A 13,183-nucleotide genomic window follows, 5' to 3' on the forward strand; every position below is an offset into this window, starting at 1 on the left:
AGAAACGGAATATGGCAGAGACGTCTCCCAGCGCTAGCCCTGCAACGCCGCCGCCCTCCGAGGCCGCGCAGCTGCAGGCGCTGCGGGTGTCCGAGCAGCAGTACCGCACGCTGTTTGACAGCAACCCGCTGCCGATCTGGGTCACCGACTGGCACAGCCACCGCATCCTGGCGGTGAACCAGGCCGCCGTCTCCCGCTATGGCTATACCCAAGCCGAATTCCTGGGCATGGACCTGCGGCAGGTGCAGGCCGACATCACTGCAAGCGACGCAGCCCTGCACGCCCAGCCCAGCCGCCACCGCACCAAGGACGGCCGCGAGATCGATGTGGAGATCTCCACCGACAGCCTGCTGTTCAACGGCCAGCGCGCGCGCCTGGTGCAGGCCCACGACGTGACCCAGCACCTGCGTACCGAGAAAGACCTGGCACGGCTAAGCCGCGCCCATTCCATGGTCACGGCCTGCAACGAAGCCCTGGTGCGCGCCACCTCCGAGCTGACCCTGCTGCACGAAATCTGCCAGATCGCGGTGGACATCGGCGGCTACCGCATGGCCTGGGTCGGGTTTGCGCAGGACGACGCCGAAAAAACCATTTTGATCGTCGCCCATGCGGGCGCGATTGCCGAGCATTTCACCCTCTGGCCCATGTCCTGGTCGGCCGATTCGCCTTATGGCCAGGGCCCCGCCGGCCGGGCCCTGCGCTCAGGCGAAATGGTGATCGTGCCGGACATCCGCGCCGAAGCCATCTTCCAGAGCTGGCTGAAGGAGCCCTGGGTCGACAACTTGCGCGGCGTGGCCAGCCTGCCGCTGCGCAACAGCGAGCGTGCCTTCGGCCTGTTCTACCTGTACGCCAACGACACTGTCGACATAGGCTCGGACGAAATACCCTTGCTGCAGCAGCTGGCGGGCGACATCGCCTTCGGCATCGACCACCTGCGCGCCCAGGAAAGCAAGCGCGCATCCGATGCCCGCATCCACCACCAGGCCACGCTGCTGGACAAGGCGCAGGACGCGATCGTGGTGCGCGGCATGGACCAGCGGGTGCTGTACATGAACAAAAGCGCCGAGCAGCTCTACGGCTGGACCGCCGAGGAGGTGATTGGCCGCTCCATGCTCGAGCATGTGTACCGCAATCCGGCCGCCGTGGCCCAGGCGCTGCAGTCGGTGCTGGAGACCGGTGAATGGCGCGGCGAGCTGTCCATCTACCGCAAGGACAACCGCCAGGTCGAGGTCGAGGTCCGCTGGACACTGATCACCGACGCCGAGCAGCAGCCGCACTCCATCTTGGCCCTGAGCACCGACATCACCCAGCGCAAGGCGGCCGAGCGCGAGATCCAGAAGCTGGCCTTTTTTGATCCGCTGACCCAGCTGCCAAACCGCCAGCTGCTGCTGGACCGGCTGCAGCATGCGCTGGCCACCAGCGCGCGCAGCGGCCAGGGCGGGGCGCTGCTGTTCATCGACCTCGACCATTTCAAGACCCTGAACGACACCCTGGGCCACGACAAGGGCGACATGCTGCTGCAGCAAGTCGCCCAGCGCCTGAGCCACGCCGTGCGCAGCATGGACACGGTGGCCCGGCTGGGTGGCGACGAATTCGTGGTGATGCTGGAAGAGCTGGGCGACAACCCGCACAGTGTGGCCGAGCAGGCCAAGCGCGTGGGCGAAAAAATCCTGGCCGCACTGGGCAGCCCCTACAAGCTGGACGGCCACGAGCACCAGAGCACCTCCAGCATTGGCATTGCACCCTTTGGCAGCGGCCTCAACACCGTGGGCGAGCTGCTCAAGCAGGCCGACATCGCCATGTACCAGGCCAAGGCCGCGGGGCGCAATACCGTTGGCTTTTTCGATCCGCAGCTGCAGGCGGCGGTGACCGACAAGGCTGCGCTGGAAGCCGATCTGCGGCTGGCGCTGGAGCAGGACGAGCTGTTCCTGGTCTACCAGACCCAGCACGACGCCCAGACCGCGCTGACCGGCGTCGAAGCCCTGGCACGCTGGAAGCACCCGCAGCGCGGCATGGTCTCGCCCGCGGCCTTCATTCCGCTGGCCGAAGAAACCGGCCTGATCCTGGAACTCGGCCGCCAGGTGCTGCTGCAAGCCTGTTCGCTGCTGGCCACCTGGCAAGACCACAGCGCCACCCAGCACCTGACCATGGCCGTCAACGTCAGCGTGCGCCAATTCAAGCACCCGGGCTTTGTGCAGCAGATCCAGGAAACCCTGGCGCTGACCGGCGCCAAGCCCAGCCAGCTCAAGCTGGAGCTGACCGAAAGCCTGCTAGCCGACGACATCGAGCTCATCATCCACAAGATGGAGGCGCTGCAGGCCTTTGGCGTCAGCTTCTCGCTGGACGACTTCGGCACCGGTTATTCATCCCTGTCCTACCTCAAGCGCCTGCCGCTGGACCAGCTGAAGATCGACCAGTCCTTCGTGCGCGACGTGCTGACCGACCCGAACGACGCCGTCATCGCCCGCACCATCATCGGCCTGGGCCAGAGCCTGGGCCTGAACGTGATCGCCGAAGGTGTGGAAAACGACGAGCAACGGGCCTTCCTGGCCCAGCACGGCTGCGCGGCCTACCAGGGCTATCTGTTCGGCCGGCCCATTCCCGCCGAACAGCTGGTGCAGTTTCTGTCACTGCCCGCGGCCGCCAACGGCTGATCTCCGTCTCGAAATTTAAGAGAAATCAGTGCCTGGCGCAGGCACTGATTGCACTAACAGCTACGTTTTTTGTAGCAAATCTCCTTGCAATGCCTGTCTGTAGCACGGCGCTGGCTTCTGCACGGAAGTTTTATTAACTCTTCTTCTAATACTTCTATTAATAAATAGTAGTAGTAGTAAGCCTGGTCCTCTTCTGTGGATAAGCCGGTTTTCCTGAACCCTGGCGCGCACTTAGCCAAGGTCAAGCACTGTGTGCGGCCGTGCTTCCGTGGTGTACGCCAAATATGAACAACTTTGGCCCAAGCAGCCATCCTGTGGATAAGCCATGGCTTATGCCAGAACTATCCACAGGCTTGTTAGCTTGAAAGCCTGTCCACTGTCTGGGCTATGCTGGAAGTTTGTTGCAAGGACTGCCCCATGCCCCGTTCCCTTCTGGAAGAAGCCCGTATCCACCCGGCGATCCGCGAAAAAGTCGCCACCCACCAGCAGGCCATCGTGCAAGAGGTGCAGGCTGCGGTGGCAGCCCATGCGGTGGTGGTGGTGGGGATGGGCATCAACCCGTGGCCTAAAAAGGCCTGTAAGGCGCTGGAGGCGGCGGGTATCGCCCACCACTACCTGGAATACGGCAGTTATCTGAGCCAGTGGCGGCCGCGCGGAGCGCTGAAGATGTGGACCGGCTGGCCCACTTTTCCCATGGTGTTCGTGCAGGGCACGCTGGTGGGTGGTTTTACCGATCTGGAACGCCTGGTCCAGAGCGGCGCGCTGGCCAAGATGCTGGCCAGCGCCTAGGTTTCACAGACGGGTATCAGCCCTTGTGCGACCGGTCTTCCGGTCCACCACGGCCGTCAGCACCACGGTGGCCGTCGGCACCGCGATGGGGCATGGCATTCGCGTCAAACACCTTTTGCTGCTCGGGGCTCAGCACGGCGTAGAAAGCCTTGGTGGCATCGCCGCGTTTGTCCATTTCGGCATCGCGTTCGGCGCGCAGAGCGCGCATCTTGTCGATGCGTTCCGGCGTGCTGAGCTTGTCGAACTCGGCGCGGTCGGGCCGCGGGCCGTGGGCGGGCGGCTGCATGCTGGCGGTGAAGGTGGTCCAGGCGGCCTCCTGGGCGGCGGTGATCTTGAGCTTGGCTTTCAGCTCGGCCTGGCGCTTGAGCATATGCGCCTGCATCTTGGCCGGGTCGTGCTTGGCCATGCGCTCGGCGGGGGGCGGCGGGGGAGCCGCCGGGCTTTGGGCCATGGCCGCCTGGCCCAGGCCCGCCAGCAGGCCGGCAACGACCAAACCTTGGATGGATGTACGTACGGATGCCATATGAATCTCCTTGCTATAAATCGAGAGTAACTCGCCTGTCACCGAGATTGGCTGCAGGTTGAAAGCAAGTGTGGAGGCCGCGTGTATCCCCGCCATAACCCGGCGATATGCATTTGTAAAGTTAGCCGGCCACCCCAGCGGCGACAATAAGCCCATCTTGAGATAACGCGAAAAAGGATCCCTGTGTTCAAAAATGTGATGGTCTACCGCATCGCTCCAGGCTGGACCGCCGACCTGGTCAAAATCGAAGCCGCGCTGGACAAAGAGCGCTTTGCCGAATGCGGCGCCAGCCAGGAAATGTCCATGGGCTGGACCGAGCCGCGCAACGTGGCCAACGGCCCGCTGCTGGAATCTATCGGCGGCCAGCTGATCCTGAAACTGATGTTCGAAAGCAAGGCCGTGCCCAGCTCGGTCATCAAACGCAAGGCCGAAGAACGCCTGGCGCAGATCGAGGCCACCACCGGCCGCAAACCCGGCAAGAAAGAGCGCAAGGAAATCAGCGAAGACGTAAAGCTGTCGCTGCTGCCCATGGCCTTCACCAAGCGCGGCGCGGTGCTGGTGTGGATAGACCCCACCGCCCAGGTGCTGGTGATTGACGCCGGCAGCCAGGGCCGGGCCGACGAGGTGATTACCGCCCTGGTCAAGGCCATCGACGGCTTTGGCGTGCTGCAGATCAACACCGCGATTTCGCCGGCCACCGCCATGGCCAACTGGCTGACCACCCAGGAGCCACCGGCTGGCTTCAGCATCGACCGCGAATGCGAACTCAAGGCCGCCGACGAATCCAAATCGGTGGTCAAGTACGCGCGCCATGCGCTGGACATCGACGAGGTGCGCCAGCACGTGGCCGACGGCAAGCTGCCGACCAAGCTGGCCATGACCTGGGACGGCCGCGTGTCCTTCATGCTGACCGAAGGCCTGCAGATCAAGAAGGTCACCTTCCTGGACGGCGTGTTCGACGGCACTTCGCAGGAGAAGGAAGACGGCTTCGACGCCGATGCCGCCATCTCCACCGGCGAAATGCGCCAAATGATCCCCGACCTGCTGCTGGCCCTGGGCGGCGAAATGGCGCTTAGCGAGGCTGGCACTACGCCCGATGCCGCGCCTGCGCAGCCGCTGCAGGCAGTGAACCTGGCCGAATCGCCGTTTTAAGCCAAATAGGGCTCTAGCGCAGGCAGTACCTGCGCAGAGCGCTATAAAAATAATACTAAGGCTGCCGCGGCGGCAGGGCCGCTTGGGCGGCTGCCGTGACCGCCAGCTTGCCGGCAAAAATATCCCACACGGCCATGAACATGGCGGCGATCACCGGGCCGATGACAAAGCCATTCAGGCCAAAAATCGCCATGCCGCCCAGCGTGGAAATCAGCACCAGGTAGTCGGGCATCTTGATGTCCTTGCCGACCAGCACCGGGCGCAGCACGTTGTCGACCAGGCCGATCACCAGCACGCCGTAGGCGATCAGGGACACACCCTGCCACACTGCGCCGGTGACCAGAAAGTAGATCGCCACCGGCAGCCAGATCAGCACCGCGCCCACGGCCGGCAGCAGCGACAGAAAGGCCATCAGCACCGCCCACAGCACGGCCGCATGGATGCCCAGGAACCAAAATGCCAGGCCGCCCAGCAGGCCCTGCACCACGGCCACCAGCACATTACCCTTGACGGTGGCGCGGACCACGGTGGTGAACTTGCCGAACAGCTGGCGCTTGGTCTCGCTGTCCAGCGGAATCGCGTCGCGCATGCGGCGCAGCAGGCTGGCGCCGTCGCGCAGCAAGAAGAACATCAGGTACAGCATGATGAAAAAGCTGACCACGAAGTCCAGTGTGTTCTGCCCGATGCTGAATGCCTGGGTGGCCAGGGTCTGGCTGGCCTCGGCCAGCACGCTGCTGAGCTTTTCCTGCAGATCGCCCAGATTGCCCAGGCCGAAGCGGTCCAGCAGGTTGGACACCCAATGGGGCAGGGCCGCCACGATCTTGCCGAAGTAGGCGCCGAAATTCAGCTCGCCCGACTGCATGCGCAGGTACAGGCCGTTGCCCTCCTTGACCAGCATGGCGGCGATCAAGGACATCGGCAAGATCACGATGACCAGGATCACCAGCAACGTGCACAGCGCGGCCAGGGTGCGGCGCTGCTTCAGCGGCCGCAGCAGCCAGCGGAACAGCGGCGCAAACAAGATGGCCATCACCACGCCCCAGAAGACCGCGCCATAGAACGGCCACAGAATCCAGCCAAACGCCAGGGTTACGCCCGCCAGTAGGAGGAAGAAGGTTTTGTTTTCAAGTTGCGACCAGGGCCGCGGGGGGGAGGATGGGGTCATGGAAGCGGCGCCGTAAGCGCAGAGGTGTGCGATACGCCCATGGTATCGGCAAGCGCGCCCCGGGGCGCTTCAGCGGCTTGCCAGCGCCATCAGCTCGGGTGACAGGCCGGTCCAGGCACCGTCCAGCGTGGCTGGGCCAGCGCCTGCTGCCGGAGCAGCCTGGGCCTGGCGGATGCCGGCCAGCACGCTGTCGATCACCGGCACGCGCACCTGGTTTTGCAGCTGGGCCGCCATGCCGGCCAGGCCGGCACCACCCAGGATGACGGCTTGCACGTCGTGCTGCTCGGCCACGCTGCGGCAGGCGGCAGCCAGCAGGGCCAGGGCCGCCACCGGGTCAGCCGCCAGCTCGGCGCCGGTGGCTTCCACGGTGTGGATGTGCACCAGGCTGTCGGCATAACCCAGGCTGTGGGCCAAGCGCTGCAGCATGGGCTTCCAGGCCGCGCCGCCGGTGACCACGGCAAACCGGCCATGCTGGGCGGCTTCGAAAAACGCAGCTTCAGCCAGGCCGGTCACGGGCGCCGGGCTGCATTCGCGCAGCGCCAGCAGGCCGGGGTCGCCAAAGCAGGCTATCAGCACCGCATCGGGTGTGGGGCCGCCGTCGGCCTGCCAGGCAGCCCAGGCGTCCAGCGTGGCATGGGCGGCGACGGCATAGCTGGTTTCGCTGGAGATATAGCGCGCACCGAAGCGCGCGGTGGTGGTGTGCACCGCCACATCGGGCGCGCTGGCCTGCAGCATGTGGGTGCGCAACAGCGCGGTCACGCTGTCGCTGGTATTCGGGTTGATGACCAGCAGGTGGCGCATGCCTACGCGACCTGGCCGAACAGTTCGACCAGGTCGGGATTCGTGGCGGCTGCGGGTTCGAACTGCAGCTGGGCTTCCAGGTGGCTCAGGTGCTCGCGCATCAGCCGGCTGGCGGCTTCTCCATCGCGCAGGCGGATCGCATCCAGCACCGCGCGGTGTTCCAGGCAGCCACAGGCGCCGGCCCGGGCGCTGGAGGCCGACAAGGCCACCGGGCCCCAGGTCATCAGGATCAGCGAGGTGCGCGATACCAGCTCGCGCAGGATGCGGCCCAGGGTCTGCTGGCCCGCGCGCTCGGCAATCGCCAGGTGGAAGTCGCCCGACATGCGGATCGCATGCCGGGTATCGCCGCTGGCGCGTGCGCCTTCTTCTTCGGTGATGAAGCGGGCCAGGGCGGCGATATCTTCCGCCGTGGCCACGGCCATGAAGCGCTCCAGCAGCGGCGGCTCGACCAGGCGGCGGGCTTCAAAGACTTCGCGGGCTTCCTGCTCGGTGGGCTGGGCCACGCAGGCACCGCGGTTCGGCGTCATGGTGACGATTTGCTCGTTGGCCAGCCGCACCAGTACCGGCCGGATGCGGGTGCGCGATACGCCGAAGGCCGCGCCCAGTTTGTCTTCGACCAGCTTGGTGCCAGGCTGCAGCCGGTGGTCCAGGATGGCGGAGACGATGCGCTCGTAAATCTCGGTATCGCTGAGCGCGGGAACGGGGGCGGTGGACACTATGAACGGCCTTTTTGTTTGTGCCCCAAGAATTTTACGAGCAGCAAGGTAATGCCCATCACGAGAAAGGACACCACGGTGGTGACGGTACCGACGGCGTAGATCGACGGCGTGGTGACGGTGGTGGTCAGGCCTTGCAGCTCCAGCGGCAAGGTGTTGACGTCACCGATCGCCTGCGAGGTGCGGGCGATCTCGTCCCAGCTGAGCGTGAAGCCGAACATGCCGATGCCGACCACCGAGGGCGCGATCAGCGGCAGCACCACGTGCCGGAAGCTCTGCCAGGGCGTGGCGCCCAGGTCGCGCGCGGCTTCTTCATAGGCCGGGTTGAAGCGGTTGAAGATGGCAAACATGATCAGCAGGCCGAAGGGCAGGGTCCAGGTCAGGTGCGCGCCCAGGGCCGAGGTGAACAGGCCCAGTGCGGTGCCATAGCCGTCCAAGGTGTCCTGCATACCCAAGAATTCCAGCGCCCATTTGATGCCGCCGTCGAGCAGGCGGAACTCCAGGCCTATGCCCAGCGAGACGATGATGGACGGCATGATCAGGCTGGCAATGACGATGAAGAACAGCGCATTGCCGCCGGCCAGCTTCTTGCGGAAAGCCAGGCCGGCCAACACCGAGAACACCACGGTGCAGGCCATCACCGCCAGGCCCAGGCCCAGCGAGCGGCGCAGCGCCGCACCGATGTCGACCACGCCCAGGCCTTCGGCCAGCTTGTAAAACCAGTGCAGCGACAGGCCGCGCAGCGGAAAGGTCAGGCCGCCTTCGGGGCCCTGGAAACTCAGGATGAAGATCACCAGCATCGGCCCGTACATGAACAGCACGAACAGGGCGAAGACGATGGCCAGGGGCAGGAAGCCAGGAGCGCGTTTTTCGGACATTTTTAGAGCTCCTTGCGGATGTCGACCAGGCGGGTCAAGGCCCAGATGATCATCAAGACGATGGCCAGCAGGATCACCGCATTGGCGGCAGCCAGCGGGAACTGCAGGTACGAGGTCTGCACCTGGATGATCTTGCCGATGGACGCGATCTGCTGGCCGCCCATTACGCCCACGGTAACGAAGTCGCCCATGACGATGGTGATGACGAAGATCGAGCCGATGATGATGCCGGTGCGGCACAGCGGCACGACCACGTTCCACAGGGTTTGCCAGCCGGTGGCGCCGCTGTCATTGGCGGCTTCCAGCAGGCTGCGGTCTATGCGCATCATCGAGTTGAAGATGGGCACGATCATGAACATGGTGTAGAGGTGCACAAAGGCCAGGGTCACCGAGAAGTCGGAGAACAGCAGCCACTCTATCGGCTGGTCCACCAGCCCAGCGCTTACCAGGCCCTGGTTCACCAGCCCGTTGCGGCCCAGCAGCGGCACCCAGGAGATCATGCGGATCACGTTCGAAGTCCAGAACGGGATGGTGCACAGCACGAACAGCAGGGTCTGCATGCCCGAGGAGCGGATATGGAAGGCCAGAAAGTACGACACCGCAAAACCCAGCACCAGGGTGATCAGCCAGACCACCAGGCAGAACTTGAAGGTCGACAAATAGGTCTTCAGTGTGGTGCACATCTCGGCGGTGTTGCCGCAGCCGTCGAAGATGGCGATGTAGTTCTTGAAGGTGAAGCCGGGCAGCAGCTCGTATTCGTTGAAGTCCCAGAAGCTGACCATGATGATCAGCGCCAGCGGCACCAGAAAGAACACCGCAAACACCGCCGTCAGCGGCGTAGCCTGCCACCAGGCAGACAGGCTGCGGCCCGGCGCGGGCGTAGCCGATGGAAGTGGGGCGCTAGGTGTGCTCATGGGTATGTGTCCACGTTACTATCAAAATCGTAGCTGCCAGCGCAGACAAAACAAGCGCCAGAGCCCAATTTCATTTAAATTTCCGGCATTCCTTTCACCACACAACGGAAGTGAAAGGAATGCCCCCAAGCAAGGCGAGCGCAGCAACGCCCCCTCGTGGGATACCGCGGAACCGGCTTTGCCGGGCCGCTGGTATCGCCCCCTGCAAGGGGGTTGGCGCTGCCACACGCAGTGGGCAATCCTGGGGGTGAGCCTATTTATGCTGCGACGAACTCATTCCATTTCTGGACCATGTAGTTGTTCTCGTCCATGAGAGCATTCCAGCAGGCGATGCCACCCATGCGGGACTCGTAGCTGCCGCCGTCGCGGATCTGGCCGACCTTGGCCAGCAGGTCACCGTTCGGGCTCTTGATGTCCTGGGTGGCGGACTTGCCTTCCATCCAGTACGCCCATTCGTAGGGTTCCATCTTGGCCTTGGCGGTTTCCAGCACGGCGCTGTAGTAGCCCTGGCGGTTCAGGTAGGCGCCGGCCCAGCCGTCGAGGAACCAGTTGATGAATTCGTAGGCACCGTCCAGGGTCTTGCCCTTCAGGGTGGCGGGCAGGCCGAAACCGGCAGCCCAGGCGCGGTAGCCTTCCTTCAGGGGCTGGAAGTTGCAGGCAATGCCCTTGGTGCGCACGGCAGTCACGGCGGGCGACCACATCGACTGGATCACCACTTCGCCGGAGGCCATCAGGTTGACCGACTCGTTGAAGTCCTTCCACAGCGCGCGGAACTGGCCTTGCTTCTTGGCTTCAATCAGGGTCTTGATGGTCAGATCAATTTCCTTCTTGGTCATATTGCCCTTGTCCGGGTACTTGTAGATGCCCATGGCTTCGACCACCATGGCGGCGTCCATGATGCCGATGGAGGGGATGTTCAGGATTGCGGCCTTGCCCTTGAATTCGGGGTTCAGCAGCTCGGCCCAGGAGCTGATCGGGCGCTTGATCAGATCGGGGCGGATGCCCAGCGTGTCGGCGTTGTACACGGTGGGGATCAGGCTCATGAACTGGGTCGGCGTGGCCGAGAATTTCTTCGACTTTTCGCCTTCCAGGAAGATCACTTTCTTGGGCGCCGTGCCTTGGTCGCCCACGGCCTTGCCGTTGACCATGCCGGTGGTGAACAAGGTGGTGATCTTGTCGGCGTTCTTGATGCGCTTGACGTCGATGCCCTTGAGGTTGCCGGTGGGCACGATCTTCTTCAGCGAAAAGTATTCGGTGTCGATCAGGTCAAAGCTGTTCGGCGCGGTGACGGCGCGCTTGGTCACGTCGTCGGTGGTCACAGCCACGTACTGGATGGTGATGCCGGTATCGGCCTTGAATTTTTCGGCAATCGCCTTGTCCTGGTTCACCGCGGTGCCCAGGTAGCGCAACACGATGGGCTCGGCCGAGTGCACTGCCGGGAAAATGCCGGTGGCCAGGATGCCGGCCGTGCCTTTGAGCAGCGAGCGGCGCTGCATCGTCGCCTGCAAGGCGTTGGTGGATTCAGGAACTGCGTCAGACATGGTGAAAACTCCTAGGGGGTTGCGGTAGGGGAAATTTTTTAAGCAGCGACGGGAACGGAAACTAGACCGAGCGGGTGCGCCGCTTCGGCGGCCCAGGCCAGCTGCACGGCCTCAGACACTTGGTAGGGCCGGGCCGCAAACTGCGCCTCGGACACCATGACGGAAAATTCGGCGGTGCTGCTAGCGGTTTGCGCCACACCGGGTTTTTGCAGGCCCAGCAGCACGTAAGTGCCCTGGTATTCGACATCGCTGACCACCGCGCGCATGTTGTGCGGGCCATCGGGCAGGGCGGCCTCGGCCGGGATGATCTGCATGTGGTCAGTGCGCACGCCGATCTTGCCGGCCGCGGTATCCAGCACGTTGTGGCCGCCCATGAAGCGGGCCACGAATTCGCTGGCGGGCCGGTTGTAGATCTCGTGCGGTGAACCGACCTGTTCGATCAGGCCGTGGTTCATCACCACCATGGTGTCGGCCAGGGCCATGGCCTCTTCCTGCGAATGGGTCACGTGGATGAAGGTCAGGCCCAGCTCCTTCTGCCAGCGGCGCAGCTCGGCACGCATCTGGATGCGCAGGAACGGGTCCAGCGCCGACAAGGGTTCGTCCAGCAGCAACACCTTGGGCTGGGTGATCAGCGCCCGGGCCAGGGCCACGCGTTGCTGCTGGCCGCCCGACAGTTCGCCCGGCGTGCGGTCGGCCAGATGGCCCATGGCCACGCGCTCCAGCAAGTCCTTGGCCTTGGCATGGCGCTCGGCCTTGTCCATGCCCTTCATCTTCAGGCTGAAAGCCACGTTGTCGAGTGCCGACAGGTGGGGGAACAATGCAAAGCTCTGGAACATCATGGCTGTGCCGCGCTCGGCCGCGGGCAGGTCTGTGATGTTGCGGTTCTCTAGCAGGATGTCGCCGCTGCTCACCGATTCGTGGCCGGCCACCATGCGCAAGGTGGTGCTCTTGCCGCAGCCCGACGGCCCCAGCAGGCAGCAGTAGCTGCCGCTGGCAATGCGCAGATTGATGCTGTCGACTGCCGGCTTACCCGACCCGTAGCGCTTGGTCAGCGCGACGATTTCGATGGCCGAGGGCGAAGAGGTGGGGATGGAGGCTTGCATGGCCATGGCCTATGCATAGGCCGTGCCAGCTCTGCATCCAATGCAAACCGCAGATTGCGTACAAAAATGCACCGGCAATGTGCACAAAGCAAAAAGCCAGCGCATTTGCTAGCGCTGGCTTGGTGCGCCGGGCTGATTCCGCCTATTCGGCGGCGGCGATCTGGCGCAAAGCCTGCTCGAACACCTCGGGCGGCTGGCCGCCGGAGATCAGATGCCGGTCGTTGATGATGACGGCCGGCACCGAATGGATGCCGTGGCTGGTATAGAACTGCTCGCGCTCGCGCACCTCGTCGGCAAACTCGCCGGATTCCAGGATCGCCTGCGCGCGTGCCGGGTCCAGGCCCACTTGTTGGGCGACCTGCACCAGCAAGGTGTGGGAGCTTGGGTCCTGGCCCTGGGTGAAATAGGCGTCGAACAAGGCCTGCTTCAGCGCATGCTGCTGGCCTTCGATTTCCGCCCAGTGCAGCAGGCGGTGTGCATCGAAGGTGTTGTAGATGCGGTTGCGCTTGTCCATATTGAAGGTAAAGCCGAGCTCCGCGCCACGCTGGCGGATGGTTTCGCGGTTACGCGCAGCCTGCTCGGGGGTGGAGCCGTATTTGCGCGCCAGGTGCTCGGTGGTGTCTTCGCCTTCGGCGGCCATCTGCGGGTTCAGCTCAAAGGGCTGGAAGTGCAGCTCGGCGCGGATACTGTCGTCGGCGACCCGCGCCAGGGCTTGTTCCAGCGACTTCAGGCCGACCGCGCACCAGGGGCAGGAAACGTCCGAAACAAAATCAATCTTGAGAGCCGTAGCCATATCTGTCCTCTGTTTAAAAAGCTGTGGATAGTTTAGGAACAACCGGATAGTTATCCACAGGAGATGCGCGCGCCGCAAAGTTGTTCATATTTGCGTGACACCAGAAAACCGAGGTCACACACAGGCCACAACACTAGGCAAGCCTTTGATTGCA

The 13,183-nt window shown here is 63.8% G+C and carries 12 protein-coding genes; 3 read left to right on the forward strand and 9 right to left on the reverse strand.

Going from position 1 to position 13,183, the window contains the following annotated elements:
* The first annotated feature begins 11 nt into the window (after positions 1-11).
* Together J2X19_RS17335 and J2X19_RS17340 are read left to right on the forward strand one after the other, a co-directional pair.
* Positions 12-2,654, forward strand: a complete 2,643-nt coding sequence (locus J2X19_RS17335) for a sensor domain-containing protein (protein ID WP_310375063.1) — start codon at positions 12-14, stop codon at positions 2,652-2,654.
* 417 nt (positions 2,655-3,071) lie between these two features.
* Positions 3,072-3,443, forward strand: coding sequence for a glutaredoxin (locus tag J2X19_RS17340; RefSeq protein ID WP_310375064.1), 372 nt, complete (start codon positions 3,072-3,074; stop codon positions 3,441-3,443).
* A gap of 16 nt (positions 3,444-3,459) precedes the next feature.
* Here the strand turns inward: J2X19_RS17340 and J2X19_RS17345 are convergent, their stop codons facing one another.
* Positions 3,460-3,966 (reverse strand): Spy/CpxP family protein refolding chaperone, encoded by a 507-nt coding sequence (locus tag J2X19_RS17345; protein WP_310375065.1) that lies wholly within the window; start codon positions 3,964-3,966, stop codon positions 3,460-3,462.
* Between the two features lie 183 nt (positions 3,967-4,149).
* On the opposite strand from J2X19_RS17345, the gene J2X19_RS17350 reads away from it, so the two are divergent.
* On the forward strand, positions 4,150-5,118 hold the full coding sequence (locus J2X19_RS17350) for a recombination-associated protein RdgC (RefSeq protein ID WP_310375066.1): 969 nt from the start codon (positions 4,150-4,152) through the stop codon (positions 5,116-5,118).
* Between the two features lie 55 nt (positions 5,119-5,173).
* Here J2X19_RS17350 and J2X19_RS17355 read toward each other — a convergent pair whose 3' ends face one another.
* The 8 genes from J2X19_RS17355 to J2X19_RS17390 form a co-directional block, all read right to left on the reverse strand.
* Positions 5,174-6,283, reverse strand: coding sequence for an AI-2E family transporter (locus tag J2X19_RS17355; RefSeq protein ID WP_310375067.1), 1,110 nt, complete (start codon positions 6,281-6,283; stop codon positions 5,174-5,176).
* Between the two features lie 69 nt (positions 6,284-6,352).
* Positions 6,353-7,084: an aspartate/glutamate racemase family protein gene (locus tag J2X19_RS17360; RefSeq protein ID WP_310375068.1), complete on the reverse strand. Its 732-nt coding sequence runs from the start codon at positions 7,082-7,084 to the stop codon at positions 6,353-6,355.
* Positions 7,085-7,086: 2 nt separating this feature from the next.
* On the reverse strand, positions 7,087-7,803 hold the full coding sequence (locus J2X19_RS17365) for a GntR family transcriptional regulator (protein WP_405048688.1): 717 nt from the start codon (positions 7,801-7,803) through the stop codon (positions 7,087-7,089).
* Positions 7,800-8,678 carry an ABC transporter permease gene (locus J2X19_RS17370; protein ID WP_310375070.1) on the reverse strand — a complete coding sequence of 293 codons (879 nt, stop codon included), beginning with the start codon at positions 8,676-8,678 and terminating at the stop codon, positions 7,800-7,802. The genes J2X19_RS17365 and J2X19_RS17370 overlap by 4 nt, the downstream gene beginning before the upstream one ends.
* A 2-nt stretch (positions 8,679-8,680) precedes the next feature.
* Positions 8,681-9,592, reverse strand: a complete 912-nt coding sequence (locus tag J2X19_RS17375; RefSeq protein WP_116607656.1) for an ABC transporter permease — start codon at positions 9,590-9,592, stop codon at positions 8,681-8,683.
* A 257-nt stretch (positions 9,593-9,849) separates the two neighbouring features.
* Positions 9,850-11,133 carry an ABC transporter substrate-binding protein gene (locus J2X19_RS17380; protein ID WP_116607655.1) on the reverse strand — a complete coding sequence of 428 codons (1,284 nt, stop codon included), beginning with the start codon at positions 11,131-11,133 and terminating at the stop codon, positions 9,850-9,852.
* 38 nt (positions 11,134-11,171) lie between these two features.
* Positions 11,172-12,236, reverse strand: a complete 1,065-nt coding sequence (locus tag J2X19_RS17385; protein WP_310375071.1) for an ABC transporter ATP-binding protein — start codon at positions 12,234-12,236, stop codon at positions 11,172-11,174.
* Positions 12,237-12,378: 142 nt separating this feature from the next.
* Complete coding sequence (locus tag J2X19_RS17390; protein ID WP_310375073.1) at positions 12,379-13,029, reverse strand: DsbA family oxidoreductase; 651 nt, start codon at positions 13,027-13,029, stop codon at positions 12,379-12,381.
* Positions 13,030-13,183 lie beyond the last annotated feature (154 nt).

The sequence above is a fragment of the Rhodoferax ferrireducens genome, assembly GCF_031458075.1.
Classification (GTDB): Bacteria; Pseudomonadota; Gammaproteobacteria; order Burkholderiales; family Burkholderiaceae_C; genus Rhodoferax_B; species Rhodoferax_B ferrireducens_A.

Coding starts and splice junctions, on each gene's coding strand:
- J2X19_RS17335 (WP_310375063.1), top strand. CDS start 12: ATGGCAGAGACGTCTCCCAGCGCTAGCCCTGCAACGCCGCCGCCCTCC.
- J2X19_RS17340 (WP_310375064.1), top strand. CDS start 3,072: ATGCCCCGTTCCCTTCTGGAAGAAGCCCGTATCCACCCGGCGATCCGC.
- J2X19_RS17345 (WP_310375065.1), bottom strand. CDS start 3,966: ATGGCATCCGTACGTACATCCATCCAAGGTTTGGTCGTTGCCGGCCTG.
- J2X19_RS17355 (WP_310375067.1), bottom strand. CDS start 6,283: ATGACCCCATCCTCCCCCCCGCGGCCCTGGTCGCAACTTGAAAACAAA.
- J2X19_RS17360 (WP_310375068.1), bottom strand. CDS start 7,084: ATGCGCCACCTGCTGGTCATCAACCCGAATACCAGCGACAGCGTGACC.
- J2X19_RS17370 (WP_310375070.1), bottom strand. CDS start 8,678: ATGTCCGAAAAACGCGCTCCTGGCTTCCTGCCCCTGGCCATCGTCTTC.
- J2X19_RS17375 (WP_116607656.1), bottom strand. CDS start 9,592: ATGAGCACACCTAGCGCCCCACTTCCATCGGCTACGCCCGCGCCGGGC.
- J2X19_RS17380 (WP_116607655.1), bottom strand. CDS start 11,133: ATGTCTGACGCAGTTCCTGAATCCACCAACGCCTTGCAGGCGACGATG.
- J2X19_RS17385 (WP_310375071.1), bottom strand. CDS start 12,236: ATGCAAGCCTCCATCCCCACCTCTTCGCCCTCGGCCATCGAAATCGTC.
- J2X19_RS17390 (WP_310375073.1), bottom strand. CDS start 13,029: ATGGCTACGGCTCTCAAGATTGATTTTGTTTCGGACGTTTCCTGCCCC.